This window comes from Candidatus Binataceae bacterium (assembly GCA_035508495.1).
Classification (GTDB): Bacteria; Desulfobacterota; Binatia; order Binatales; family Binataceae; genus JASHPB01.
Genome location: DATJMX010000025.1, coordinates 1 through 25,917 on the forward strand (window position 1 = coordinate 1; position 25,917 = coordinate 25,917).

24 protein-coding genes are annotated in these 25,917 nt (G+C 61.1%); 12 read left to right on the plus strand and 12 right to left on the minus strand.

What is annotated here, in order from left to right; all coding sequences use genetic code 11:
- The 9 genes from VMA09_08580 to VMA09_08620 form a co-directional block, all read left to right on the plus strand.
- On the plus strand, positions 1-302 hold a 302-nt coding region (locus VMA09_08580), incomplete at its 5' end, for a nitroreductase/quinone reductase family protein (GenBank protein HUA33648.1).
- Positions 303-361: 59 nt separating this feature from the next.
- On the plus strand, positions 362-1,177 hold the full coding sequence (locus VMA09_08585) for an alpha/beta fold hydrolase (protein HUA33649.1): 816 nt from the start codon (positions 362-364) through the stop codon (positions 1,175-1,177).
- 11 nt (positions 1,178-1,188) lie between these two features.
- Positions 1,189-2,337: a hypothetical protein gene (locus VMA09_08590; protein HUA33650.1), complete on the plus strand. Its 1,149-nt coding sequence runs from the start codon at positions 1,189-1,191 to the stop codon at positions 2,335-2,337.
- Between the two features lie 15 nt (positions 2,338-2,352).
- Positions 2,353-2,775, plus strand: a complete 423-nt coding sequence (locus VMA09_08595; protein HUA33651.1) for a Zn-ribbon domain-containing OB-fold protein — start codon at positions 2,353-2,355, stop codon at positions 2,773-2,775.
- Complete coding sequence (locus tag VMA09_08600; GenBank protein ID HUA33652.1) at positions 2,772-3,470, plus strand: PHP-associated domain-containing protein; 699 nt, start codon at positions 2,772-2,774, stop codon at positions 3,468-3,470. The genes VMA09_08595 and VMA09_08600 overlap by 4 nt, the downstream gene beginning before the upstream one ends.
- A 3-nt stretch (positions 3,471-3,473) precedes the next feature.
- On the plus strand, positions 3,474-3,917 hold the full coding sequence (locus VMA09_08605) for a MaoC family dehydratase N-terminal domain-containing protein (protein ID HUA33653.1): 444 nt from the start codon (positions 3,474-3,476) through the stop codon (positions 3,915-3,917).
- Between the two features lie 28 nt (positions 3,918-3,945).
- Complete coding sequence (locus VMA09_08610; GenBank protein ID HUA33654.1) at positions 3,946-4,368, plus strand: MaoC/PaaZ C-terminal domain-containing protein; 423 nt, start codon at positions 3,946-3,948, stop codon at positions 4,366-4,368.
- Positions 4,368-5,534, plus strand: coding sequence for an acyl-CoA dehydrogenase family protein (locus VMA09_08615; protein ID HUA33655.1), 1,167 nt, complete (start codon positions 4,368-4,370; stop codon positions 5,532-5,534). The genes VMA09_08610 and VMA09_08615 overlap by 1 nt, the downstream gene beginning before the upstream one ends.
- A 201-nt stretch (positions 5,535-5,735) precedes the next feature.
- A complete protein-coding gene (locus VMA09_08620) occupies positions 5,736-6,599 on the plus strand; it encodes a YihY/virulence factor BrkB family protein (GenBank protein ID HUA33656.1) in 864 nt (287 codons plus the stop codon).
- Between the two features lie 169 nt (positions 6,600-6,768).
- Here VMA09_08620 and zwf read toward each other — a convergent pair whose 3' ends face one another.
- Entirely contained in the window at positions 6,769-8,289 is a 1,521-nt protein-coding gene (gene zwf, locus VMA09_08625; protein HUA33657.1) for a glucose-6-phosphate dehydrogenase, read from the minus strand.
- A 175-nt stretch (positions 8,290-8,464) separates the two neighbouring features.
- On the opposite strand from zwf, the gene VMA09_08630 reads away from it, so the two are divergent.
- Positions 8,465-8,890 (plus strand): VanZ family protein, encoded by a 426-nt coding sequence (locus tag VMA09_08630; GenBank protein ID HUA33658.1) that lies wholly within the window; start codon positions 8,465-8,467, stop codon positions 8,888-8,890.
- On the opposite strand, the gene VMA09_08635 is transcribed toward VMA09_08630, so the two are convergent.
- The 11 genes from VMA09_08635 to lptF all read right to left on the minus strand — a co-directional run bounded on the left by VMA09_08635 (position 8,882) and on the right by lptF (position 21,210).
- Entirely contained in the window at positions 8,882-10,672 is a 1,791-nt protein-coding gene (locus VMA09_08635; GenBank protein ID HUA33659.1) for a patatin-like phospholipase family protein, read from the minus strand. The genes VMA09_08630 and VMA09_08635 overlap by 9 nt on opposite strands.
- Positions 10,673-10,692: 20 nt before the next feature.
- Positions 10,693-12,321 (minus strand): DHA2 family efflux MFS transporter permease subunit, encoded by a 1,629-nt coding sequence (locus VMA09_08640; GenBank protein ID HUA33660.1) that lies wholly within the window; start codon positions 12,319-12,321, stop codon positions 10,693-10,695.
- A complete protein-coding gene (locus VMA09_08645) occupies positions 12,318-13,550 on the minus strand; it encodes an HlyD family secretion protein (GenBank protein HUA33661.1) in 1,233 nt (410 codons plus the stop codon). The genes VMA09_08640 and VMA09_08645 overlap by 4 nt, the downstream gene beginning before the upstream one ends.
- A 137-nt stretch (positions 13,551-13,687) precedes the next feature.
- A complete protein-coding gene (locus tag VMA09_08650; GenBank protein ID HUA33662.1) occupies positions 13,688-14,359 on the minus strand; it encodes a glutathione S-transferase family protein in 672 nt (223 codons plus the stop codon).
- A 300-nt stretch (positions 14,360-14,659) separates the two neighbouring features.
- Positions 14,660-15,358: an HAD family phosphatase gene (locus tag VMA09_08655; GenBank protein HUA33663.1), complete on the minus strand. Its 699-nt coding sequence runs from the start codon at positions 15,356-15,358 to the stop codon at positions 14,660-14,662.
- Positions 15,359-15,360: 2 nt separating this feature from the next.
- A complete protein-coding gene (locus VMA09_08660; GenBank protein HUA33664.1) occupies positions 15,361-16,551 on the minus strand; it encodes a Xaa-Pro peptidase family protein in 1,191 nt (396 codons plus the stop codon).
- Positions 16,551-17,015 (minus strand): TIGR03668 family PPOX class F420-dependent oxidoreductase, encoded by a 465-nt coding sequence (locus VMA09_08665; GenBank protein HUA33665.1) that lies wholly within the window; start codon positions 17,013-17,015, stop codon positions 16,551-16,553. Before VMA09_08665 ends, VMA09_08660 begins: the two co-directional genes overlap by 1 nt.
- Positions 17,015-17,836, minus strand: coding sequence for a HEAT repeat domain-containing protein (locus tag VMA09_08670; protein ID HUA33666.1), 822 nt, complete (start codon positions 17,834-17,836; stop codon positions 17,015-17,017). The genes VMA09_08665 and VMA09_08670 overlap by 1 nt, the downstream gene beginning before the upstream one ends.
- Positions 17,833-18,879 (minus strand): hypothetical protein, encoded by a 1,047-nt coding sequence (locus VMA09_08675; protein HUA33667.1) that lies wholly within the window; start codon positions 18,877-18,879, stop codon positions 17,833-17,835. Before VMA09_08675 ends, VMA09_08670 begins: the two co-directional genes overlap by 4 nt.
- 37 nt (positions 18,880-18,916) lie before the next feature.
- The gene (gene lptG, locus VMA09_08680) at positions 18,917-20,014 is read right to left on the minus strand and encodes an LPS export ABC transporter permease LptG (protein HUA33668.1); all 1,098 of its coding nucleotides are present in this window, start codon (positions 20,012-20,014) and stop codon (positions 18,917-18,919) included.
- Positions 20,011-21,210: an LPS export ABC transporter permease LptF gene (lptF, locus tag VMA09_08685; protein HUA33669.1), complete on the minus strand. Its 1,200-nt coding sequence runs from the start codon at positions 21,208-21,210 to the stop codon at positions 20,011-20,013. Before lptF ends, lptG begins: the two co-directional genes overlap by 4 nt.
- A 114-nt stretch (positions 21,211-21,324) precedes the next feature.
- Here lptF and rlmB point away from each other — a divergent pair, with 114 nt between their 5' ends.
- Entirely contained in the window at positions 21,325-22,161 is an 837-nt protein-coding gene (gene rlmB, locus VMA09_08690; GenBank protein HUA33670.1) for a 23S rRNA (guanosine(2251)-2'-O)-methyltransferase RlmB, read from the plus strand.
- 236 nt (positions 22,162-22,397) lie between these two features.
- Positions 22,398-25,766: a hypothetical protein gene (locus tag VMA09_08695; GenBank protein ID HUA33671.1), complete on the plus strand. Its 3,369-nt coding sequence runs from the start codon at positions 22,398-22,400 to the stop codon at positions 25,764-25,766.
- Positions 25,767-25,917 lie beyond the last annotated feature (151 nt).

A 25,917-nucleotide genomic window follows, 5' to 3' on the forward strand; every position in this document is an offset into this window, starting at 1 on the left:
TCGTCGAGGGGCCCAAGCTGCTGCTGCCGACGGCGAATCGCAGCCGCAACTGGGTGAAGAACGTGACGCAGACGCCGAAAATCTCAGTCGCGATCGGCGACGCGACTTTCAGCGGCACCGCCCGCCGCCTCGACGACGGTCCCGAGCGTCAGCACGCGCTCGCACTCGTGATGCGCAAGTACTGGTACGCGGCGCCGTTCATGATGATCGCCCGGATGCTCTTCGCGGCGGGCCTGATGACCGATGCCAGCACCGGCTTTGAAGTCGCGCTCGACGAATCGCCCGCGCCGGCGCAGGTTTGACAAGCGCGCCGTCATCCTAATAGCTAAGCCGAAGAATCCCTGGCGGAGAGTTTGCGCCGATGCCGACCAAGTACGTCCAAGTCAAAGGCTATGCGACACAGATTTATTATCGCGGCAAAACCACGCTGCCCGACGTCATTCCTGATTTCTCGCGCGGCCGCACGATCGCGCTGATTCATGGCGCCGGTTCCAACGGCCACACCTTTCATCGCCAGGTCGAGGCGCTTGGCGAGAAGCACAGTCCGGTCGCCCTCGACTTGCCGGGTCATGGCCGCTCGAGCGGCGTCGAAGGTCTGACGACGGTCGGTGATTACGCCGATTTCATCGCCGCCTGGCTCGACACGTTGAAAATAAAGTCCGCCGTGATTCTCGGCCATTCGATGGGCGGGGCGATCGCGATGGAGTTCGCGCTGCGTCATCCCGCACGCGTCGATGCGCTCGTGCTCAGCTCGACCGCGGCGAAGTTCAATGTCACCCAGGAACGAATCGATGCGCTGCGGGCGGTCTCGATGGGCCGCACGACGCAGGCGTTTAACACGGACGGCTACTCGCCTAAAACGATCAAGGACAACTTCGACGTCGTCCGCGAAGGATGGATGGAGCAGATCAAAACCGATCCGCGCGTGCGCTACGGCGACATCGTTGCCTGCTCGAAGGTCGATCTGCGTGAGGCCATTGCGAAAATCGACCAGCCGGCTTTGGTCCTCGCCGGCAAAGACGACCAGGGTACCACTGTCGATGACGCGGAGTTGATTGTCTCGAGGATTAAGGGCGCGAAACTCGAAGTCATCGCTGACGCGGGCCATTACTCGACTCGCGAGCAGCCGGCGCAATTCAACGCCGCCGTCCAGCAATTCGTCGATGGTCTTAAGTAGGAAGCAGCTTCATGAGCCTCAAACATAAAACCGCAATCGTCGGCGCGTATGAGCATCCCGCGCGATTTGCTCCGGACAAGACCGCATTTCAGATCGCCGCCGAGAGTCTGCGCGGCGCGCTCGACGACGCGGGCCTGACAATCAAGGACGTCGATGGAATCGCGTCGAGCGGGATGGCAGGCGGCATGGGCATCATCTCGCTCTGCGACTATTTGAACCTGCAGCCGAACTATATTGATTCGACGAGCGTGGGTGGCGCGTCGTTCCTGTTCCACGTCGCGCACGCGGCGGCCGCGGTAAACGCGGGATTATGCAACGTATGCGCTGTCGTGTTCGGCTCGACGGTCGCCTCGCGACCGGCAGGCGGCATGGGCGCGGGCGGTGCGGATCCATGCGATCAATATGAAGTGCCGTTTGGCGTTACGACCGTCAACGCGTACGCGATGATCGCGCAGCGCCACATGCACGACTACGGCACAACGCCCGAGCAGCTCGCCGAAATCGCGGTCACGATGCGGCTGCATGCGTCGATGAACCCGGCCGCCAAGTATCGCGAGCCGATCACGATCGATGACGTGCTGAAGTCGCGTTACATCGCGACCCCGCTGCATCTGCTCGATTGTTGCATCATCAGCGACGGCGGCGGCTGCGTGCTGGTCACATCGGAGGAGCGCGCGCGCAGCATGAAGAAGAAGCCCGTGTACCTGCTTGGAGCGGGCGAGACAGCGCGGCACACTTCCGCCGGTCATCGCGATTTCCTCGAGCTCGCGGCGTATCAATCCGGCAAGCTCGCCTTCGAGCGCGCCGGCGTGACGCACAAAGACATCGACATGGCGATGATCTACGACTCGTTCACGATCACCGTCCTGACGCAGCTCGAGAATCTGGGCTTCTGCAAGCGCGGCGAGGGTGGCGCGTTCGTGCAGGGCGGGCGGCTCCGCTTCGATGGTGAGCTGCCGCTCAACACCGACGGTGGCGGGCTCTCGTCGTGTCATCCGATGATGCGCGGGATGTTCCTGCTCATCGAGGCGACCAGGCAGCTCCGCGGCGAATGCGGTGCGCGCCAGGTGAAGGACTGCAAGACCGCGCTATGCCACGGCACCGGCGGCGCGCTCGGCACGCGTCACTCGGGCGCAACGCTCGTACTCGGAACGGAATAGGCAGGAGCATCGACAATGGCTGAACAGCAGAAGAAATACACAAAGCCCCTGCCGCAGATCGACGAGGAAAGCCGCCCCTACTGGGAGGCGTTGCAGCGGCACGAATTGTACATCCAGAAATGCCGCGCCTGCGGCCATCAGTTTTTTCATCCGCGCGCCGAATGCCCCGATTGCCTCTCGCCCAACCCCGAATGGGTCAAGTGCAAGGGCAGCGGCAAGGTGTACACCTTCAGCGTGACGCATCAGAATCCGACGCCCGGATTTCGCGAGGCGCTGCCGTATGTGCTCGCCTATGTCGAGCTCGACGAGGGCGTGAAAATGCTCACCAACCTTGTCGACTGCCAACCGGATACGGTTAAAATAGGGATGCCCGTCGAGGTCGTATACGAGGATGTCACGCCCGAGGTGACGCTCGCGAAATTTCGCCCGGCGAGGTGAGGATAACCGCCCTGAGCACAATCCTTGATCTGCATACCCATAGCGAAGCTTCGGAAGACAGCCGCGCGCCGGTAGAGGCCTATCTCAACTGGATCAAGCTGCGTCACGCCGAACGGCCGCTCGATGGAATCGTGCTGACCGAGCATCGGCAGTACAACCGCGAAGGCGAGTATCGTCCGCTCGAGGACAAGTTCGGACTGATGGTGCTGCGTGCGTCGGAAGTCGAGACCAACTACGGTCACATGCTCGTCTTCGGCGTGAATGACGACATTCTGGCGCGCTTTGATTTCGCCAATATCCGGCTCGATGCGCAGACTGTGATCGACGAAGTCGCGAAGATGGGCGGGATCGTGGTCCCGTGTCATCCGGGGCGGCCGAATATCGGACTGTATGAGCATTACCAGGCAAAGCCTGCGCTGGAGAACGTCGTCGCGGTCGAGGCGCTTAACGGCGGCTCGCGCAAGGGCGAGGACGAGCGCAGCGAGGAGCTCATCGCGAAGTTCGGCTATGCTGCAACGGGCGGCTCCGACAGCCATCTCGTCAGCCTGATCGGCCTTTGCGCAACGCGCTTCACCGCTGATATCAAGACGATCGATGACCTCGTGCGCGAGCTCAAATCCGGCAACTACGAACCGGCCGACTTCCGTCCGCGGCGCAAGACCGTGCCGCACGCCGTCGCGGTAGAGACGAGATAACAAATGGTCGATTACGATCCAGCAATAATCAACAAGGTGTTTGAGACCACCGATCCGGTCGAGGTCAAACCTCATCGGATTGCGGAATACTGCGCCGCGGTCGGCGAGACCAATCCGCTCTTCACCGATGAGGAAGCGGCGAAGAAGGGACCGTATGGATCGCTGATCGCGCCGCCGTCGTTCGCGGTCACGTTCCGCAACGGACGCAACTTCTTTCAGCATATTCCGCGCTTCGGCAAGCGCGGCTTCGACGCGGGCAAGGACGTCGAGTTCGTGGCGCCGATTCACGCGGGCGACAAGATCGTGCTGAGCTCGGCGGTCAAGGAAATCTACGACAAGACCGGACGCACGGGCACGATGGTGTTCGTCGTGATCCGATCGACGCTCACCAACCAGAAGGGCGAGGTCGTCGCGCATATCGACCATCGCTTCATGAACCGTCCCTGACGGAATTCGCTGCGGGAATCAAAAAAACGTGAAGAGCTTCCAGGAAATCAATGTCGGCGACACTCTCGGCCCGCTCGAACTGCACGTGAGCAAGGACCAGGTCCGCGCGTACGCGAAGATCATGGGTTTCGGCGATATCGCCGGGCGCTTCACCGACGAAGAAGCGGCCAAGAAGGAGGGGCTCCCGGGGATCATCCTGCCCGGCAACATGAGCCTCGGACTTTTGACCAAGCTCGTCACCGACTGGATCGGCGCCGATGGTGGCGCGCGCCTGTCGCGAATCGGCACCACGTACCGCGTGCCGGTACAGCCCGATCGCACGATCATGATTCACGGCTTTGTGACCAACACCAACGCCGCCGATCGCACGGCGGAGATCGACGTGTGGGTCGAGAATGAAGACGCCGAGCGCCTCGTGACCGGCACCGCAACGGTGGAGTTCGCGAAGTAATGGAGCCGCGATACATTACGCCCGAGCATCGCACGTTCCGCGAATCGCTGCGCTCGCATATCCAGCGGCATATCGCGCCGCACGCGCTCAAATGGGAAGACGCGCGCAAGGTTCCGCGCGAGGCGTGGCTTGAGATGGGCCGCCTGGGATTTCTCTGCCCGTGGGCTGATCCCAAGTACGGTGGCAGCGGCGCGGATTTCGGCTACAGCGCCATCTTGCGTGAAGAAATGGTCCGCTCGGGATCGACGGGCCTCTCCGAAGGCGCCGCGGTCCATACCGATATCGTTGCGCCATATTTCGAGCGCTTCGGCTCCGAGGAGCAGAAGCAGCGCTGGCTTCCCGGATGCGTCAGCGGTGAGTTCATCGCGGCGATCGGCATGACCGAACCCGACGCCGGTTCCGATGTCGCGGGAATCCGCACTAGCGCGGTCCGCGACGGCGATCATTACGTCGTCAATGGTCAGAAGATATTCATCACCAATGGCATGAACTGCGATCTGATCCTGATGGCGGTGCGGACCACGCCGCAGTCGCAGGCGGGGCCGCGTCATAGTGGTGTCAGCCTGCTAGTGATCGAAAACGGTACGCCCGGGTTCATCAAGCATCGCCAGCTCGACAAGATGGGCCTGCATGGCCAGGACACGGCGGAACTCTTCTTCGAGGATTGCCGCGTGCCCGTATCGAACCTGCTCGGCCAGGAGGGCGCGGGCTTCAAGTACCTGATGCAGAACCTGCAGCGCGAGCGGCTCATCGTCGCGATCGGATGCCAGGCGTATTCCGAGTGGATGCTCGAGAAGACGATCGCATACACGCAGACGCGCAAAGCGTTCAACAAACCGATCGCGGCGTTTCAGCACAACTCATTCAAGCTCGCCGAGATGGCGACCGAAGTTAGAATCGGCCGCTCCTTCATCGATCGCCTCGTCGATACCTTCATCGAGGGCAAAGAAGACATCACGACCGAAGTCTCGATGGCGAAGTGGTGGATCAGCGAGAAGGCGAATCAGATCGCGTACGAATGCGTGCAGCTCCACGGCGGCTATGGCTTCATGCGCGAGTTCGAGATCTGCCGCGACTACATGGACGTGCGCGCGATGCCGATCTACGCCGGCACCAATGAAGTGATGAAGCAAATCATCGCCAAGCGCCTCGGCTTCGGCGAGTAGCGACACCGATCGAGCTCCTGAAAATAGCCTCGACTGCGGCTGGAGGCCATGGCGGAAGCCGCACGCCGGAGACGCGGCTGTTCGGCCTCCGGGGGCAATCAGCGGTGCGGGTGCAGCGCCAGGAGTAAGAAATCTCGCCGATCACTTTAGTGCAAATCGCGGCACAAACCGGGTTACACTCAGCTCCACGAGGTAACTCCGATGCTGACAACCGTAAAAGAGTTCCTGCAGCAGGTGATGCGCGACTTCTCTCAGGATGAATGTCCGTCGATGGCGGCGGCGTTGGCATATGCGACTTTGTTCGCGCTGCCCTCGCTCTTGTTGATAGTCATTTTCATTGCCGGACTCGTTCTCGGGCCCAAAGCGGCGAGCGGCCAGATCGAGGCGAGGTTGAGCGGCGCCATGGGGGCCCAGGCGGCGGCGCAAATCCAGACCATGGTCAGCAACGTGGCTGAGAACCGCAAAGGCGGGTTAGTCGCGACGGCGCTTGGAATCGTGGGGCTTCTTCTCTCGGCTACTGGCGTGCTGATGCAGCTTCAGCAGTGTCTCAACAAGGCCTGGAAGGTAAAGGCCGTCGGCTCCGGCGTCCGGAATTTCGCGATGAAGCGCGTGCGCTCAGGCCTGCTCCTGGTGGGCGCCGGTGTCTTGGCAATGATTTCGGTGGCAGCGAGTTCGGCGATTTCGGCCCTGGCCAAGATGCTGCCTTTTGCGGGAGCTGCGCACGCGGGCGAGGTTTTCACGTCCCTTGCGATGTTCACGTTGATCTTTGCCGCAATTCTCAAAGTGATGTCCGACGTAGAGTTGCGCTGGAGCGACGTCTGGGTGGGAGGGTTTTTCATCGCGATATTGTTCGTGGTCGGGAAATTCCTGCTCGCGATTTACCTCGCTCATGCTGGAAAGGCGAGCGCCTACGGAGCCGCCGGCTCGCTCGCGCTGATCCTGATGTGGACTTACTATTCGGCGCTCATCTTGCTCCTGGGAGTTGAATTGACCCAGGTCTGGGTCCGTCGCGGCGGGCGCGATATTGAGCCGAAAGAAGGCGCCGTGCGACTCGTTTCGGTCTGACTTCGTGAGCCGATCGAGTCGTTTCAGAGTCAAAGACAGAAGAAAAAATCACTACCAGGAAACAAATGCACCAAGGCATCAGCGCCGCGCCTCTTCGAAAACTGTTTCGGACTTTGTGGCTTCGTGCCTTGTTGGTGCTCAGTCATCCGAGAGTTTGAAAAGGATCGACCTAAGGCTCGTGCCACATCTTGCCGTCGGCGATGATTAGTTTCTCGGCGGCGACTGGTCCCCAGGTGCCAGCGGAATAATCCTGGATCGGTGAGCGGCCGCGATCCTGCCATCCGTCGAGGATACCCTGGACGAACTCCCAGGACTTCTCGACGAACGAGCCGCTCGGGAACAGCGTATGATCGCCGTCCATCACATCGAGTAAGAGCCGCTCGTACGCGTCAGGCGATACGCCCCCGCCGAATGCATTTTCATAGCTGAGATTCATCCGCACCGGCCGCAGCGACAGGTCGAGGCCCGGCTGCTTCGCCATTACGTCGAACGAAAATCCTTCGTCAGGCTGGATGCGAATCGTCAGCAGGTTCGCCGGCAGCGTCGAATCGCGGTTGAAGAGAATCTGCGGCACGTCCTTGAACTGTACGAAGATCGAGCTCGCGCGCTTGGGCAATCGCTTGCCGGTGCGGATATAGAACGGCACACCCGACCATCGCCAATTGTCGACGTAGGTCTTCAGCGCGACGAAGGTTTCGGTCATCGAGTTGTCGGGGATGCCCTCCTCGTCCATGTAGCCGACTACCGGCTTGCCTTCCTCCGAGCCTGCGGTGTAGCGGGCGCGTACGGTGTTGCTGCGCACGTTCTCGCTGCGCAATGGCCTCAAGGCGCGCAGCACGTTGAGCTTCGATTCTTCGATCGCGTTGGCGTCGAGCGAAACCGGCGGCTCCATCGCGAGCATCGAGAGCGTTTGCAGGATGTGATTCTGAACCATGTCGCGCAACGCGCCGGCGCCGTCGTAGTACATCGCGCGCGTGCCGAGACCTTCCTCCTCGGCGACCGTTATCTGCACGTGATCGACATTGCGCGAGCCCCACAGGCGCTCGAAGATATTGTTGCCGAAGCGCAGCACCAGCAGGTTCTGCAGCGTCTCCTTGCCGAGGTAATGATCGATGCGAAAGATCTGTGACTCGTCGAGATGCTTCAGCAGGGTGCGGTTGATTTCGAGCGCGCTCGAGAGATCGTGGCCGATCGGCTTTTCGACCACGATGCGCGCGAAGTGCGGCGAGCCCGGCGCCACCAGCAACCCGGCTTCCTCGAGGCGCTGCACGCTGTCGATAATCGCTTCGGGCGGCACCGACAAATAGAAGATGCGATTGGGCGGAATCTTGCGCGCCTTCTCGATCTCCTCGAGCTTGCTCTTGAGCCGCGTGAAGCCGTCCGGTTTGTCGAGGCCCGACAGGTAGTCAAGTCCCTCGGAGAAAGTCTGCCAGCACTTTTCATCGACCTTCAGACGCGAGAAGCGATCGGTCCAGTCGCGCGCGCTCTTGCGGAAGTCGTCGAGCGAGATCTCGCGCCGCGCAAAACCCAGCACGGCGCTCTGCGGCGACATCAGGCCCTGGCCGCACGCGACGAGATTGTACAGCGCCGGAATCAGCTTGCGCTTGGCGAGGTCGCCCGAAGCGCCGAAAATCACGACCGTGCATGGCGGCGCGGCATGGGTCTTCTGGATTGTCAGTATCTGGTCCATCGCACAGGCCTCTCAATCGATGATGCGGTGTCGAAGTCGGCTTAGCTTGGCATCGCTCGACTCAAGTGTGGCACGTTGCCGAATTCATGAAAAAGGACTTCGTCGCATCTGATGCTCGGCGTCGAGGATAGTTTCGCCGCACTTGCGAATCGGTTAAGCTGTCGCGACTGCAGTGATGACCGCCGATATCTCCAAGGAAGCTGCGCTGCGCGAATGGATTCCCGTTGCGCTTTGGGGGCTGGTGATTTTCACGCTGTCCACCTCAGCGTTTTCGGCGGCCAATACCGCCAAGATCATCGATCCGCTGCTGCGCGCGATTATCCCCGGCATCTCAGGCCCGGCGATCGACATCGGTCACGCGCTGATTCGCAAGGCCGCACATTTCACTGAATACTGCATCCTATTCTGGCTCCTCATCCGCGGGCCGATGGCGGGGCGGCCGTATCAGGCGCTGATGCTGTGCGTGATCTACGCGATGCTCGACGAAGGCCACCAGATCTTCGTCCCCGGCCGCACCGCGTCGCTGTACGACGTTGCGCTCGATTCCACCGGTGCGCTCTTTAGCCGCTTCCTCAACGCCGCCGTCCAGGAACTAAGCTGATGGGGCGACCAAGCGGTCGCGGGAGTGCTCGAGGATTTCCATCGTCTGGCGGTAACCCTGCTCGATCGCGGACTCCCATGAATGCCAGTCGAGCATGCCCATGTTGCCGAGCCGCGGCTCGATCAGGACATCGACCTGCTGACGGCGCAGCTTGACCTGCGCTTCGCTGTTCACCATGCCGGCGCTCATCAAGAGGCCGATGATGTTCGGCGTGCCGCGGCGCTTGGCGCTCAGCAGTTGCCATAACGAACGGCCTTCGAGGTCGTCGGCGTCTGCTGTCAGCACGTGCTCTCTGGCGACATCGACGCCGACCACGCGCCCACGGCGCATCGCGCTCATAACATCGACGGGCAAATTGTTCATTACGCCGCCATCGATCAGGATCTGATTGTTATCGATCACAGGCGGCAGCACGCCTGGGATCGCGATACTGGCTCGCACCGCGCGCCACAGCGGACCGAGCCGATGAACCTTCGCCTGGCCCGAAGTGAGATTCGACGAAGTGCAAAAGAAGGGACGCCAGCAATCCTCGATAAGCGCATCGCCGAAATGCTCGCGCAGGAGGCGCGATACCTTGCGCCCACGCACGACGGCGACGAGTGGCAGCGTGTAGTCGCTGAGAGGATTGGTCAGCACGAAGGCGCGCTTCAGATGATCGACGGTTTCGTCAAGTTCCCATTCGAGCGCCGCCGCACCGGCGATCATCGAGCCCATGCTGGTGCCGCCGGTCATGTCGAATGGAATCCCGGCGGCGTTGAAGGCCTTCATCACGCCGATATGAGCGAAGCCGCGCGCGCCGCCTCCTGAGAACACCAAGCCAACCGCGCGTCCCGAGATGAGCCGCGCCACGCGCGCGATGTCGGCGCGGCGCCTATCGCGCACATGATAGTGAAATCCTACGTTGAAGCGCGCGAGCATCTCCTCAATTCGCTGCGTGCGCGGCGCTCCTGAACCATGAATGAACACCATCTCGATTTGCTCGCCGCGCACCGCCGCGGGCATCACGCTGAGCGCTGGCGGTTCCGACTCGGGCGGGCGTTCGGCCGCGGCGAGCAACAGGATCCGATCGGCCTGGCGCACGCAGAGCCGTGTCCACTCCGACGGATCGTAATCGGCCTGGTAGAGGACAGTGTCGTGCGCCTCTTCGAGCGCGGTGAACCATTCCGTGTCGCGCTCGGCCGCGCGGCGGTCGACGGCGATCACGCGCGTACCGAGCTCGCCGAGCGCGCCTTCGAGCGCGCGCGCAAATTCGGCAGGATCGATCGCGCGGGTCAGCGGAACGATCGCGATCGTCGAACATGAGCCCGTCGCGGCCGTCCGATGCGACGTGCGTTCGAGGCGCTGCACGAGCAGGCGCGTGATGAAGCGCATGATCGCGGGATGGCGCTCGGCGAGCAGCTCGAATGACTGCTTGGTGAGCCGCAGCAACTCCGAGTCGCGCATCGCGACGACGGTGGCGCTGCGCGGCGAGCCGGACAAAAGCGCCATTTCACCCACGGTCTCGCCGGGAGTGATGTGACTGATGATCGTTTCGCGCCCTTCGGAGTCCGCCGTGACGACGCCGAGCCGCCCGGCAACGACTACGAACAGCGAATCGTCCTGCTCGCCCTCGCGGAACAGCACCCATCCTCCCGGCAGCCCCTGCCATTCGAGTTCGCCCGCGAGCGCGTCGAGCTCGTGCGGCCGCAGTTCTTTGAACAACGCAAGCCTGCTGAGCTTCGTGCGCAATTCGTTCGGCCTGCCATTGGCGCCGGCATCGCGAATCAAGCTTACTGCGGTCATCGAAGTTGCAACCTCAACATCTAGCCGAGCACCATGCCGCGGCCCGGCTCGTTGCGCTTCATCAGGAAGACGAACGGAATCATGCACGCGCTCAGCACCGCCATCAGATAGAACGCATCGATGTACCCGAGCGTCGCGGCCTGCGCCTGCAATCCCTGGTAGAGTCGCGCGTAGGTCTGGCCGAGAGCGTGCGACGCGCTGAGACCCTGATGATGCAACTGGCTCGTTACGTTAATTGCGAAGCTGCGCAGCGGACCGTCGTAGCTGGTCGCGTGCTCGACGAGATTTGCCTGGTGCAGTTGCGCGCGCTCGGTCACCACCGCCGAGCTGAGTGCGATACCGACGCTGCCGCCGATGTTGCGCGCCAGATTGATCATGCTCGAGACGTCGTCGTTATGCTCGGCGGCGACGCCTGTGTACGCCATTGTGTTGATCGGCACGAACAAAAATGCGACGCCGACTGCCATGTAAACCCGCAGCATCATCGTATTGTAGTAGTCGATTTGCGGATCAATGATCGTCATGTGATAGAGCGCTGCGACACAGGTCGCAAACCCGATCGCGATAAGCCAGCGCGCATCGAAGCGCGCCACCAGCGCGCCCGCCAGCGGCATGAGCAGCATCAGCGTGAACCCTCCAGGCGACAGCGCCATGCCCGCGCGCTCGGCGCTCCATCCGAGCAGTACCTGCACGTATTGCGGCAGCAGCACGATACTGCCGTAGAGCACGAAGCCGAGCACGAACATCAGGAGCGTCGAGATCGCGAAGGTGCGATTGCGAAAGAGGCGCAAGTTAACAACCGGTCGGCGATGGCTCGTCTCCCAGATGATCAATAACGCCAGTGACGCCATCCAGACGATCGCGAGGATCAAAATGAGATGCGACGAGAACCAGTTCGCCTCTTCGCCGCGATCGAGCATGATCTGCAGCGGACCTAGAAACGTCGCCACGAGCACCAGCCCGGTAAAATCGATACTCAGGCCGCGCCGCCACGCCATCTTGCGCTGGCGCACGAGATACGGCGGATCCTCGATCATGCGATAGGTGAGAATCAACGACAGAATCCCGGCCGGCAGGTTGATGAAGAAGAGCCAGCGCCATGAATAGTGATCCGTGATCCAGCCGCCGAGCGCGGGACCGATCGCAGGTGCCAGAATGACCGCCATGCCGTAGATCGCAAACGCCATCCCGCGTTCTTCGGGCGCGAACGTGTCGGCCAGGATTCCCTGCTCGCTTGGGCCGAGACCGCCGCCGCCCGCGCCCTGCGCGACGCGAAATATGATCAGCATCCACAGCGACGAAGCCATCCCGCATACCATCGAGCTCAGCGCGAACACCGCGACGCATCCCATGTACAGGCGCTTGCGGCCGAAGACGGTCGAGAGCCACGCGCTGATCGGCAGCACGATCGCGTTTGCGACGAGATACGACGTCAGCACCCAGGTGCTTTCGTCGAGCGTCGCGCCAAGTCCGCCCGCGATATGCGGCAATGCGACGTTGGCGATACTGGTGTCGAGCACCTCCATGAAGGTCGCGATCGTGATGCAGAGCGCGATCACCCAGCGATTGTGACGCGGGCGCCACGCCGCGGTCGGCTTCAGATGAGCGTGGCGATGTACAGGTGGATGGCTCTTTGGGGCGGCATTCATTTGAGCCAGACCGTGGCTTCGACCGACATCCCGGGCCGCAAGCGTTCGATATCCTGCTGGCCATCGAGGCGAATCCGCACCGGGATGCGCTGGACGATTTTCACGTAGTTGCCGGTCGCGTTTTCGGGCGGCAAGAGGCTGTACTTCTCACCGCTCGCGCCCGACAGGCTTTCGACGGAGCCGGTGAAATCGCGATCGAAGGTGTCGATATGGATTGTCGCAGGCTCGCCGCGACGCATCCGCGAGAGCTGCGTCTCCTTGAAGTTTGCAGTCACCCACAAATCGTCATTGCGGACGATGGCGAGCAGCTCCTCGCCGGGATCGACGTGCTGTCCCACTTCGACCGAGCGTTTGCCGACGATTCCATCGACTGGCGCGACGATCTTCGTATAGCTGAGATTGAGCAGCGCCTGGTCGAGCGTTGCCTTGGCGGCGGCTGCACCGGCTACGCGCGCGGCGCGAACTTTCTCGACCGATTCCGCAGCGGCAGCCTCCGCGGCGAGCGTCGCGGAGTCGACCTTTGCCGTCGCCGATGCCTGATCGAACTCCTCGAGCGACGAGACGCCGTTGTGCGACAGCACCTGGTAGCGGCCCTCGTCGCGCTGCGCCTTGGTGTCGGCGGCGCGCGCTGCCTTCACGCGCTCGATGGCGGTCTCGTAGTCCTTGGCCGACATATCGATCTGCGCGCCTGCCTGATCGTAGTTGGCGCGCGCCTCCTCGACGGCGACCTGGTAGTCGCGCGGATCGATATCGGCGAGCAGTTGTCCCGCTTTCACGCGCTGGTTGTCGTCAACGTAAACATGCAGCACCGTGCCGCTGATACGCGGGCTTATCGGATCGATGTGGGCATCGACCTGCGCGTCGTCGGTGGTCTGGTAGGAATTGAAATAGACCAGCGCGCGCCGACCGGCAGGAAAAGCGGCGGCCGCGATGATCAACAGAATCAGCGCGGTAACCGGGTTGCGGCGCAGCCAGGCCGCGAGCCGCACCGGCAGCGCGCGGGATTGGCCGGGCACTTCGTCGAGTTCTTCTTCGAGTTCCTCGCGGTCGCGGCGCAGGCGCTCGACCTCCTCGTGAAGTCGAAGGACTTCGCGCCTCAGCAGCAGGTGATCTTCGTAAAGGTGTGCGGCGATCGAGCTTTCTTCGCCGTTTTGCAATTCGGGCGATTCGGGATCGGTCCGGGCACTGAGGTCGCGCTCGAGACCATGAACTGCCGGTTTCTGCGCCATGAACAATCCGCCAGACTGTCCGTTTTTACTCCCTTCTGTCGTGGTCTGGCGCGGCGAACTATAGCCCAAGACCGTCGAAGCGCAAAGCGCGAACTTTTAAGTAGCTTGGATAATCTCTTTGTTGCGCGCGCGAGCTTTCAGGCGCTGCCGCTTTCGAGCTGCGACGAGATCCGATCGATCCGGCCGAAGTAGGCGCGCAGGTTCGGCAGTGTCGCGGGAATCTTCAGCTCACCCGTGAAGGCGAGATAGAACAACTGGCCGTATAAGCAAAAGTCAGCCAGCCCGATGCGCCCGGTAAGGAACGCCTTGCCCTCGAGCTGCGCCTCGAACGGCGCCAGCGCCTGGTTCACGCGCGCCCAATTCGCTCGGTCGTCAGCGATCATGCGATCGACGAAGCCCCTGCCGTATTTGCGCTCGCGGATGAAGGTCCACATCGCGCCGCGATCGATTCCCTGCCGCGTGTAATATTCGCGCTCATCGGCAAGTGCGACCGGGTAGATCGATTCCTCGAGATGATTGTCGATGTAATCCGCGAGCACGCGATGGAGCCCGGCCCATCCTGGCGGCATGATCGTCGGCTCGGGATAGAGCGCTTCGAGGCGCGCGGCAATCTTCGCCGAATCGATAATTGTCTCGCCGTCAGCCAGAGTCAGCGCGGGAACCATCATTTGTCCCGTCGCGAGCAGCAGCTCCTTGCGCTCGAGGTAATCGACTTCGACGATTTCGAATTCGACGCCCTTAAATTCAAGGATCTTGCGCGCTTTCGCGCAGAACGGACTGCCGAGAAACTGGTAGAGCCTCGCCTGCATCCTTATCACCAGCAAATTTCCAGATTCGCCGCCGAATCGTAGCACACGGCGTGACTCCGCAACCGTCGATGGCGCGCGAAATGCGAAGAACGAACGCCCAATACGTGCGCATCTATTAACATTTCAAGTCGCCTCTCTGGAACATACGACGTCATAAAGTTAGTAGCTGAGATCGGTCCTGGGGGGTCTGAGCGGCGTTGTAAATTTCTGTGACACGCGATTTTCGATCAGGCTCACCGCGCAGGATAAAGCGGACCTCGTCGCGTTTCTGCAAGCGCTGTAATTAAGACGCGCCCCGACCTAGGTCGAGTGCATCTGCGCGACGGCGCGCAGGACTTCGTCGAGATCGGTTTGATCGAACGACGGCCGCACGAAGTCTGCCGCGCCGAGAACCGCGGCCGAAGCGGTGTGCATCACCGCGAGCACGAGCATGCCCGCGCGATGCGCGGCCTCGATTCCGGCGGCAGTGTCCTCGACGACCAGACATTCGTTTGGTAGCACCGGATCGCGCTGGCGCAGCAGGAATCCGATTCGGCCGAGCGCGAGGTTGAACCCGTCGGGATCAGGCTTGCCGCGTGCGACGTCTTCCGCGGCGATTATGTCGAGGAACAAAGCGCGCAGGTCTGCGCTGCGCAGGATGGTCTCGGCTTCGTGGCGCAGCGTGCCCGTCACCAGCATCAAGGGAAACCGCGCGTGGCATCGGCGGACGAAGTCGGCGGCGCCGGGGAAAAAGACATTGCGCCCCGCGAGCATCGCCAGGTAGAGCCCGCTCTTGCGCTTGATGTCCCCGGCGATGCGGGCCTCATCTGCGGGCTTGCCGTGCTCGCGCAGTACGGCAGCGAAACAGTCGTGATCGTTCAGCCCGATGAAGCGCGTAAAGTACGCGTCACGTGCGATCGGCGCGCCGGCGTTGCCAAGAATCTCGCTGAACGCCTCGAAGTGAAGCGGCTCGGTATCGACCAGAGTACCGTCGAGATCGAACAAAACGGCGCGAATCACGACTAAACCTTGGCCGCGAACAGCGCGACGATCGCGCGTTGCCGCGGCTCACCGCTGATGAGCGCCCGGCCGCCTTCGATCGTCATGTCGAGCTCGCTGCGGACCCCGAATTTTCCCGGCAGGTAGATGCCCGGCTCGACGGAGAAGCACGTGCTCTCGATAAGGCGGCGATCGTCGAGAGTCTCAAGCGAATCGAGATTGGCCCCTGTGCCGTGGACCTCGCGGCCAATCGAATGGCCCGTGCGATGAACGAACTGCGCGCCGAAACCGGCCGCCTCGATGACGCTGCGCGAAGCGCGATCGGCTTCGCGACCACTTACGATTTCGCCTGCCGCAACTTTGCTTTGCACCAGTGCAATTGCCGCGTCGCGGGCGCGCGCCACGATGTCGAATATTCGCCCATGCTCGTCGGGAACGCGCTCGCCGGCGAACGCCGTCCAGGTGAAGTCGGCGTAAATCGAATCCGCACCTGACTCTTTCGCCCACAAATCGAGAAGCACGAAGTCGCCGCGCCCGATCTCGCGATCGTTGCCGGGCGCCGGACCAAAATGAGGATCAGCGCTATGCTCGTTGACGGCCACGATCGGTGGTTCATGTGCAATCATCCCGTGCGCTGCGATACGTTCCATTACGAACGCCTGGATCGAACATTCGCTGGCGGGCTCGCCGGAAACGATCCGGCCCGCGAGTTCGGAGAAAGTTTCATCGACGATGATACGCAGGCCGCGCGCGGCGCGATGATGGCTCTCGAGTTGCGCGGGTGTCAGCGTTGCCTCGAAGCGCTGAACCAGGTCCGCCGCCGAAACAACTTCGACGCCGAAGCTGCGCACGAGTTCAACCGTGCCGGCATCGACGCGCGAGACATACGGAATCGCGGCCGCGGGCGAGTAGTTCATCGCGATTCGGCGTGCACCTTTCAGGACGCCGGCGAGCGCCGAGCTCAGCTCGTCGTGGGATCGGTAGACCATCTTGCGCGCCGGCAAGGCATCCAGGCGATGCGCTTCGACCGCGGAAACGATCGCAACCGGCTCACCGGTGGCCGGCACGTAGCAAAACCATCGACGCGTTGTGGTTCCTTCGGTGGCGAGTTGCAGAATCCGGTAGGCGAGCGGATCGCTCAGGCGAAAGTCGTAGAAGAGCCATCCGTCGAGCTGCGCATCGAAAAGAGCGGCGGCGATTTCGGCGAGCCGCATCATGTCTGTTGCGCGCGGAACCGCGCACCCCATGCGTGCACATGCATAGGATCGATCCTCACGATCGGATTCTTCTCAGGCACCATCGTCATCGCCCGATACTGCACATACTTGTCGCGCAGATATCGCAGCGCGAGCATGTACTCCTGCGGATCGTCAACCACCCGCGCCGTGCCGCGAATCAGCACATAGCCGAGCTGTGTCCAATCTTCCTCGTAGTGATCGACCACGAGCGCGACGCGCGGATTCGCCGCGATATTGCGCATGCGCTTGAGCGCCAGGCCCTCTTTCGATTTGGGCTTCTCGTCGATCGCGAAGTAAAAGCGCGTGCCGTCGAACCAGAAGCAGAGCGGCACGTTATGCGGCGTGCCTTCGGCATCGGCGGTCGCCAGATGACCAACGCGCGCCGCAGTCAGAAATGACGCAACGCGCGGTTCGAACTGCAGGGGCGGCTGCTCGGCCATCAGCGCTGCTCCATCCGCGTGAGCGCCGAGCGTGCCGCACGCTGCATCGATTCGTCGCCTTCAGTTGAGGCGGCGCGCTCGAGCGCCGCGCGCATCCGCGGCGAAGAATTGGCAATCGTGCCGAGGGTTGCGGCCGCCGCGCGCCGCACACCGGGATCGGGATCTGATTCGAGACATCGCAGGGCAATTTCGGCCGCCGCCTCGCGCGAGTTTTCAAGCCGCACGAGTGCCGCCAGCGCGGCGAGTCGTAGATGATGCGAGCCGGCGCGGCTGGCGGACTCGATCGCTTCGAGCACGGCGGGACCGCTCGCGCGGAGATCGCGCAAACAATAGAGGGCCATCCGGCGCGCGACCGCATTATCATCGTGTGCCAGTGTCAGCAGGCGGCCGATCACCGTCTCACGATTCGCTTCGCCGAGAAGCAGCACGAGACCCGACGCGGCCCATCTGACATCGCCGTCATCGTTTGCGAGCGCGGCGAAGAGCGCGTCCGCCGCATGATGCGCATGCTCTCCGGCGCCGAGCCGCGCGAGCGCGTAGGCCGCGGGCCATCGCGCGCGCAGGTCGCTGCTATCGAGCACCTCGCGCAGCTTGAGCTGCGCGCGATTGTCATGTAGCGCGATCGCAGCGAAGGCGTCTGCGGCGCGGCGCTGAATCGCTTTGCTCTCGGCCCCGAGGCATCGCGCGAGAGCGTCAAGCGCGCGCGGCGAGAGCTGTACGTCGCCGTTTTCGGCAAGGTGCATCAGCGCGTCGAGTGTGCGCGCGGGATCGCCCAGCGCGTCGGCGAGCGAATCAATCCCGATGTCGATACCGTCTCTCATGCGGCCTTCACTATCAGTTGCACGAGATTCGACAAGTCGCCAATGCCAAGGAAGTAGTTGTCGCGGCCCGCAAACGTCTTAACTACCGCGCGCGACATCGTTGGAAAGTCGAGGCATGCGCCGCGGAGCTCGCGGTCGAGCGCGGTTAGACCGGGTGAGTTGGCGATGAAGTCGCCCGCAAGCATCAGATGATCGATGGTCTGGTTGTCGCGCAGGGCGATGCGAGTTTCGATTGCACCGAGTTGGGCAGTCATTCGCGAGGCAAGTTTGAATTCGCTGCCCAATCGACGCTGCAGCCATCCCGATTCCATCAACGTCGCGCCGCGATCGCGGCCACGCTTGGTTTCGTCCGCGGTGAGATCGCGCGCGTCGATTGCGCCATGCTGCGCCCGATAACCGGCCATTAACGCATCGGCGATCTCGCTGAACCCAGGCTCGCGATTCAGTTCGCGCGCGAGCGTCGTGGAATTTTCTGAATCGTACATCGCACACGCAAGCCGGCCGTCCGGGTCGGCATGCTCGAGATCGAGCACCAGATCGTGCATGCCGCGGCTTAGCGCCAGCGACGCTTCGAACAGCAACGCGCCGTTGCTATCGGTCTCGAAGCTACACATCGCGAGTTCACGCCGATCCAAGGTTACCGCGTCGCGACCGGGGTAGAAACATTTCAATTTGAGAGCGTCCAGCGCCGCGAGCAGTCCACGTGCGTAGCGATTAATGACTTGATCGGGTTTGATGCGCGCGTCGCGCTCCGGCAACAAGGCGGTGAGATGCGGCAGTATCAAGGCGACGCCGATCCATCCTTCGCCCGCGCCGACGATTCGTCCGCCAGTCAGCCGCCGCGTCAGGGTGATTCCGTCGCATTCGGCCGGACCGTCGTAGAGATGATGTCTGCCGATCGAGATGGCGCGGCCCGCCAGCGCATACACCAGCATGACAGGATTCGCTGCCCGGCTCGCGACGCGCTCCATGAAGTGAAGCTCGAGTCCGAGCAGGTCCGCCGCAGTAAGCGACGGGATGAGGATGGCGTCGAGTACGGCCACAATCTCGATGCTATGCGCGGCGCGGGCGGTGCGCCAATCAGTGCTCTTCGCCGAAAAGAAAAATCGACACGGCGATCATCGAGAACATCACGTTCGGTATCCACGCCGCGACCCATGGCTGGAGCAGACCCGAGCGCCCGAACGACGACGTAATTCCGAGCGCGAGCCAATAGCCGAAGCCGATCACGATCGCGAGGCCGAAGCTCCGGCCGAGACTCAGATGGCGCGGCAGCGGGTCGAGGCTCAGCACCATCCCGAGCGCGACCATGATCAGGCATGCCAGCGGCATCGCGTATTTCAGATCGCGATCGACAATATAGCCGCCCGGGTCGAGGCCCTTGCTGCGCAAATCCTGGATATAGCGGTTCAGTTCCCAGAGACTGAATTCCTCCGGGTCCAGCTTGAGCAAGCTGAAATCCGCGGGCGCGAGGCCGAGATCGAGGCGGTGATTTTCGCCGCGCGTCACATCGCTGCCCACCAGCTGATAGGTGCGCATATTGTCGGGGATCCATTGCCGGCCGTTCCAGCTTGCACTCGTCGCGCGCTCGATCGCGTGGAGGCCGAAATCCTTGCCGAGCGAATAGCGCGTGATGCCGAAGAGCTGCTGATGGCGGCTGTCGTAACTGTCCGCCGATACGAAACCGTCGTGCGCGCGCACCCAGATTCGATGCGCCGCGAAAACGGCCTTGAGCTTGCGCTTCTTCAGCTGCACGTCGTAGAGATATTTCGCCTCCCGCGTCGCGGCGGGAACGATGGTCTCACTCAATACAAAGTTGAACCCCGAGATCAGGATCGCCACGAACAGCACCGGCACCGCCATCTCGAGGCGGCTCACGCCGAGTTGCTGGCAGGCCAGCACTTCGCCCGAGCGATTCAGAATCGCAAAGCCGAGCAACACTCCGGCGAGGCTCGCGACCGGCAACACCTGCGACACGATCAGCGGCAACTTGAGCGCGAAGTATTCGAGACCGAGGAGCCCGAGACCTCCGTAATGAATCAAATCGTCGAAGCGATCGAACATGTCACCGAGCAGGTACGCGGAAGTAAAGGCCGCCAGGCAGACAAGGAATGGGCCGAAGAACTGGCCGGCCAGGAACCGATCGATAACTGGCGAAAGGCGGGGACGCAGGTTCATGCTGCCGCGCGGCCCCGTTCGTAGCGTTCGACCAGATCCCAGATGAAGTCGCCGGGACCGCGGCCCTGGTCGCCGCGATCGCTCGCGGCGCGCGTGAAGAGCCATATGGCGAGAATTACAAACGCGATATCGGGCAGGCTCATCGCGACGAACGCGTTGAGCTTGCCGCGCTGCGCGAGCGTCTCGCCCACGCGCATCAGTGAGTAGTAAATGAAGAACAGTCCGACCGCGACGCCGAACCGCTCCGAATGGCCGCCGCGCGCGGGCTTGAGGCCCAGGGGAATTCCGATAATCGCAAACAGCATTGTCGCGAATGGGATCGTATACTTGCCCGCAAGCTCGGTCTCGGCCTCGTAATCGGGCTTGCCCTCTTCGCGTGCCTTGCGAATCTGCGCAACCAGCGCGGCGTAGGGCAACTCCTCGGGATCCTGCGCGCGCACGCCCATGGACTCCATTGGCTGCACGCTCAGATCATAAATGCGGAAGCTTGTGATATGGCTCGACTCGGACTTGGGCTCAACGCCATAGATCGAACCGTCGAACAGGCGCAGCGTGACTACGCCCTGGCTGGCGGGGACGATGATTCCGCTGCGCGCGATGATCGTGTTCTGCTGCTTGGGGTCGCGCGAATCGGAAATCATCACGCCCTTGAGCATCTGATTTTCCGACGACATTTCATCGACATAGACGACGAGGCCCGGGAAATTCGCGTTGAAGATCTTTTCCTTGAGGCCCGCGGTGCTCGTGGTCTCGGACAGCTCGAAGAGTTTGTGCGTGAGATTTGAATTGGCCCACGGCCTCAGCGAGAACGCAAACCAGCTCGAGATCGCATAGACGACCAGCGCGACCGCGAGCACCGGGATCGCCAGACGATAGAGGCTCACGCCGCAGGCCCGCGCCGCGGTCATCTCCTGGTCGCCGGACATCCGCCCGAATCCGAGCAGGACGCCCAGCAGCACCGCCATCGGAAAGGTCATCTCGAGAAAGGCCGGCATGATGTAGCCGATAAGTCCCAGCACGTCACCAACCGACACGCCGTGATTCACGACCATTTCGGTGAGCTTCAAGAGGCGCGCGGTGACGAGCGCGAAGGTCAGCAAGCCGACGCCGACCGCAAACGGCGCCAGCACCTCGCGCGCGACGTAGCGATCGATGATCGCAAAGCCGGGAATCGTGATTTTAGGCAGCAGTCTCATCGCGACTCTTCAAGCAGCTCACTTCGTGACAGTGTAGATGCTCGGCACAGCGATTGGAACGTAGCGGCGCGCTCGCTCAAGTCTGAGGCGCACAAGTCTGATACGATCCTGGCGATGAAAGATTTCAGGCGCCATCAGAAGGACGATCGGCCACCCAGGCGTGACGAGCGCACGCCGGCGCATCGACCGCTCGATGAGCGCGGCAGTGCGGGCATCGATCGCGAGCTGGTATACGGCGTGGAGCCGATTCGCGAGCTGATCGCGGCGGCGCCGCAGGTGGTTCGCGCACTCTTCGTGCGGCGCGACGAGGAACGGCGCTTCGCCGAGCAGATCGAGCGCGTGAGAGCAGCGGGCGGACGCATCGAGATGGTCGAGGCCGAGCGCCTTGCGCAAATCGCGGGCACCGAGGCGCGTCACCAGGGCATCGCCGCGATGATGCGCGAGTTCGAGTACGCCGCGGTCGAGGACCTGATCGCCGCGCAGGCGGATCCCCTCGTGCTGGTGGACGGCGTCACCGACCCGCGCAACCTGGGCGCCCTGATGCGCTCAGCCGAAGGCGCCGGTGTAAACGCGATCGTGCTCGCGAAAGATCGCACGGTAGGCATCACGCCCGCGGCGGTGAAGTCGTCGGCGGGCGCATGGATCCACCTCAAAATCGCGCGCTGCGGCAACGTCGCCCGCACCCTCGAAGAATTCAAAGAAGCAGGTTACTGGATAGCCGCCTTAGCCCCCGGCGGCGAGACCTCGATTTACAATCTCGACACCACGCGCAAACTGGTAGTCGTAGTAGGCTCCGAGGGCAGCGGCATCCGCGACATAGTCCGCAAAAACTCCGACTTCATAGTAAGCATCCCAATGCGCGGCAGAGTCGGCTCACTAAATGTGTCAGTAGCGTCAGCACTAGCGCTGTACGAAATTTCCCGCCGCCGCACCTCGTCTGCGAATACGTAACCGCAACTCGGAAGCGGCTGGCCTCTGTACATTTCTACGACATTTAGTTAATCAACTTGACGGCCAGGTGGGTGGACAAATCACGCCACACACAAGGGAGGGATGGCCAAGCAGAGACTCGCAACCATGGCTCGGTCGCGAGCCCAGCCCGGACGCTGAATTTTTTTCAAGCGTAAACTGCGACTTTATTCCGTCGTGGGCGCGCACCATTCAGGTGTTGGCCAGCATTGCATTGAATGGAAACTTCGCCGAACCGGGGCATCTGGGTTATTTTGGCGCTATTTCTCGGCGGATATCTGACTCTACTGCCGAGTCGCGCTACGACGCCTTCCGCCACTAGCGCGGCAACATCGTCGAGCTTGGGCTTGTCCGGAAAGTCATCGCCATCCGAAACCCAGGATGGAAGTCCCTATTGCCTTATTCAGAAGTATTTCGATTGTCATGACGAGAAAAAAGCTCCTGACTGTGGTCATCCTGACAAGGTCGGAAGTCTACTCAGCAGCAAAGGATACGATGCGCAGGCGGTAATCCTCGCCGTTCCAGACCCCGTCGACACGGGACTTGGGTTGGAGTTTGACGACCTCATCGATGCGACTCTTCAGGCCGCCGCATCGGCAGGATATCTGCTTGAGTCATACTATTTGCCTTGGTCAGCGGCTGGCAGTGATGCCGAGCAACCGAGCAAATGCGCAGACGCCCTGGAAAATAAAGTGCTGGCTCTTCTGGCGCCCGATTCCAGACAGGACTGTGGCGAGCTACCGCTCTATCGGGAAAAGCCTGGCGTGATTCTCTTTCGTAAACGAGAGCCCGAACACAAATTGTTGTTTGTACTTCTGGTCGGCGAAACTCCTACCAGCGGGATTCACAAACGAGCGTTGAGTCTCGCGATCAATGAGGCGAATCAATTACTTGGGCGCTGTCGCAGTCACATTTCTATTGTCGGTCCCGTATATTCGGGATCTGCACGCTCGTTTGAAATCTCACTTGAGCAAAATGCCGACCAAAAGCCATTCTTCCTGATTTCAGGAGCAGCATCCGGAGATAACCTTGATAATTTCGGGTTGGAGCTAAGCAAGCACGGATCGACGTTTCGAACCACCACACTCCGAGAGGACGATTTGGAAGACGCCTTGATGAAGTACCTGGGAACTGGGGACGGTAAAACCGTTGCCTTCTTGAGTGAGGGAAGTACTTCGTTTGGAACGAATCCGTCCAAAGAAAAAAGGTACCCGCGAGCCCTGTATCTGACTTTTCCGCTACATATCTCCGCCCTCCACGCAGAGTTGGAAAAAACGGGCGCCAGCGCAGATCAATACCTTCCACACAGTGCTCCACTGGAAGGACAACATCTTTCCTTGGCTACCGAAGTAACGAATAGGAAGGATTTGATACCGCCGTTTTCAAAGGACGAGGCGGCTTCAATCCAGCTCGAACTGGATGAAACCCTTCGCACGCTCGATCGCGCCCATATCAGGACTGTCGTGATAGTAGCCACTGATGTGGCGGACACTATTTTCCTGGCGCAGCGGATACACAGCACGTTACCGCAGGTTAGGCTCGCGACTACAGGAGCTGACATCCGACTGCTCCACCCCGATTACAATCCCGACCTTCGGGGCATGCTTATTGCCACTTCGTACCCGTTAAACAGCTTCAACCAACTGTGGTCGGCCCCACACTCGGGTGAAACAACAACTGCGTTGTTTCCCTCCGATAGCGCCGAAGGCATCTACAATGCACTGACGGTCCTGTTTTCGGAGAACGGAGAGCCCGAGCTTCTCGACTATGGATTTCCTTTCCAGCAGGAGTATTCAGCACCACCAGCCTGGATAGAGGTTGTAGGTCAGGACGATTTCTGGCCCGTCTACGCGCAGCAGTCGAGCCGTACCGAAGATTTGATAAAGCGATGCAGCGCGACGAAAAATACAAACTGGCCTCTTCTCTGGTGGCCCGGGAATTTCCTGGTGGTGTTTGGGATTATCACCGTTCTTAACCTGATGCTCTGGCTATATTCCATTCGTCTGGGTTGGCTGCCGTTACCGAAGACGCTCGATCAGTTGTTTGGCGAGCCCGCATTTGCAAGCAATCAGAAGCGGCATTCGGATTATATTTTTGCGCTGAATATAGTCTCGACTTTGGCGTATATATTTATGGCGGCGTACTCAACGGTTCCGACCGTCTTAGAACAGCTATTCAGAATCAGCTCCAACCTGTGTTCGCATTGCATCTGGTGGATTAGTCTGGCCGTCTCGTTCGTCGGGTTAGCAGCATCGGGTGTGGCGTATAGTCGGCTCCGTCTAAAGCCGGTACCGAAGTTCCTTCGACTTTTGCCTTGGCTTACGGCCATTGGGCTCTTTGGCTACGTGTTTGTGGCCGGAGGAACTCTTGGAACTGCCAGCGATATCGCTCTGCTCACTAGTGTGCGAGCAATTTATCTTTCTAGCGGCGCATCCCAAATGCGGGCGCTAATCTATGCTTTTGCGGCGTTGCTTGCCCTGATAGGCGCATCACTCTGGCGCAACAGTATTGGTGAATCACGCCCTTTGAAACCACGATGTTTGTGGTTTGCAGCCGAATCATTCTCAGGAGTGCGGCAGCGCGAGGAGGACGTTCGCAAGGCGATAAACTGTTTTTCCGCGAATTGGTACGGACCGTGTTTGGCGGCTGTGGGTTATGTATCCATGTGGGTGTGGAAGGTGACGTGGATTCCCTATGAAAAGCCATTTCTGTGGCTATACTTAATATTGTCGGCGATGGTTGTTTTCGGTATCGGTATCTTTACGACGCGGATTGTCTCGGCATGGTATTACACCCGAGAGCTGCTGAGATTGATGTATTGGCATCCGAGCCGAGACGGCTATCGGAAGTTCCGCGAGCGTTTGCCCGCGGGCAAGAACGCGCGAGTTAATATATTCCGTCTGGCGCCCACCGGAACTCCGTTGCAATTTGGGCTCGAACAGGCTCGAACCATAGGAAGTGAATTCGATGATGTGAATCTGGAAGCCGCGATCGCCGTGGCCGATTCACTCGTTGCCGGTGCGAGGAATTTTGAGTCGGAGAACGACTGGAGGTCAGAGACCTGGGCTCGGGCATCGACGGAAGTGGTGATGGCGTGGATTTCCAACCTCATTGTAGCGAGATTTGAGCCCGCCTGGAGGGAGACGGCAGCACGCCCCAGCCAACCCGAAAAAAATCTACTTGATCGAGCGAATGTGTACATCGCTAGTCGGGTAGTCGATCTGCTCCGCCAGATCATGCCGCAGTTCGAGATTTTGACATTTGGCATCGCGGCCGCGTTTCTGTTGGTACTGCTGAGCCTCAGCAGCTACCCATTACCGGCGGAAGATCTGCTTCTGACGTATGCCTGGGTTGCCGGCGGTGCCGCAGTTTCCATTGTGATCTGGTTTTTCGTTTCGGTTAATCGTGACCGCGTGATCAGTCTGATTTGCGGTACTACACCTGGGGGAATCGATTTCACGTCGACCTTTATCTTCCAGGTCACGATCTACGCAGCGCTTCCGATCCTATTTCTGCTGGGCGTTTCGTTTCCTCAGCAGCTCTCGGCGATCTTCGCCTGGACGTCGGGAATATTCCAGCACAAGTGATTTGCAAGCGGCTCTGGCGACTAGCCTTGTTCAAAATGCATCCGCGGTGGCGCCGGCGACCAGGTGGATGCGCTATTCGTGGTCGCGATGAATCGCGTTCCGCTAGTTCACATGGATCGTTGAGGTGTACTTACTTAGGTCCGCGGCTTAT

Coding starts and splice junctions, on each gene's coding strand:
- VMA09_08585 (HUA33649.1), top strand. CDS start 362: ATGCCGACCAAGTACGTCCAAGTCAAAGGCTATGCGACACAGATTTAT.
- VMA09_08590 (HUA33650.1), top strand. CDS start 1,189: ATGAGCCTCAAACATAAAACCGCAATCGTCGGCGCGTATGAGCATCCC.
- VMA09_08595 (HUA33651.1), top strand. CDS start 2,353: ATGGCTGAACAGCAGAAGAAATACACAAAGCCCCTGCCGCAGATCGAC.
- VMA09_08605 (HUA33653.1), top strand. CDS start 3,474: ATGGTCGATTACGATCCAGCAATAATCAACAAGGTGTTTGAGACCACC.
- VMA09_08615 (HUA33655.1), top strand. CDS start 4,368: ATGGAGCCGCGATACATTACGCCCGAGCATCGCACGTTCCGCGAATCG.
- VMA09_08620 (HUA33656.1), top strand. CDS start 5,736: ATGCTGACAACCGTAAAAGAGTTCCTGCAGCAGGTGATGCGCGACTTC.
- zwf (HUA33657.1), bottom strand. CDS start 8,289: ATGGACCAGATACTGACAATCCAGAAGACCCATGCCGCGCCGCCATGC.
- VMA09_08630 (HUA33658.1), top strand. CDS start 8,465: ATGACCGCCGATATCTCCAAGGAAGCTGCGCTGCGCGAATGGATTCCC.
- VMA09_08635 (HUA33659.1), bottom strand. CDS start 10,672: ATGACCGCAGTAAGCTTGATTCGCGATGCCGGCGCCAATGGCAGGCCG.
- VMA09_08640 (HUA33660.1), bottom strand. CDS start 12,321: ATGAATGCCGCCCCAAAGAGCCATCCACCTGTACATCGCCACGCTCAT.
- VMA09_08645 (HUA33661.1), bottom strand. CDS start 13,550: ATGGCGCAGAAACCGGCAGTTCATGGTCTCGAGCGCGACCTCAGTGCC.
- VMA09_08650 (HUA33662.1), bottom strand. CDS start 14,359: ATGCAGGCGAGGCTCTACCAGTTTCTCGGCAGTCCGTTCTGCGCGAAA.
- VMA09_08660 (HUA33664.1), bottom strand. CDS start 16,551: ATGCGGCTCGCCGAAATCGCCGCCGCTCTTTTCGATGCGCAGCTCGAC.
- VMA09_08665 (HUA33665.1), bottom strand. CDS start 17,015: ATGGCCGAGCAGCCGCCCCTGCAGTTCGAACCGCGCGTTGCGTCATTT.
- VMA09_08670 (HUA33666.1), bottom strand. CDS start 17,836: ATGAGAGACGGTATCGACATCGGGATTGATTCGCTCGCCGACGCGCTG.
- lptG (HUA33668.1), bottom strand. CDS start 20,014: ATGAACCTGCGTCCCCGCCTTTCGCCAGTTATCGATCGGTTCCTGGCC.
- lptF (HUA33669.1), bottom strand. CDS start 21,210: ATGAGACTGCTGCCTAAAATCACGATTCCCGGCTTTGCGATCATCGAT.
- rlmB (HUA33670.1), top strand. CDS start 21,325: ATGAAAGATTTCAGGCGCCATCAGAAGGACGATCGGCCACCCAGGCGT.
- VMA09_08695 (HUA33671.1), top strand. CDS start 22,398: ATGGAAACTTCGCCGAACCGGGGCATCTGGGTTATTTTGGCGCTATTT.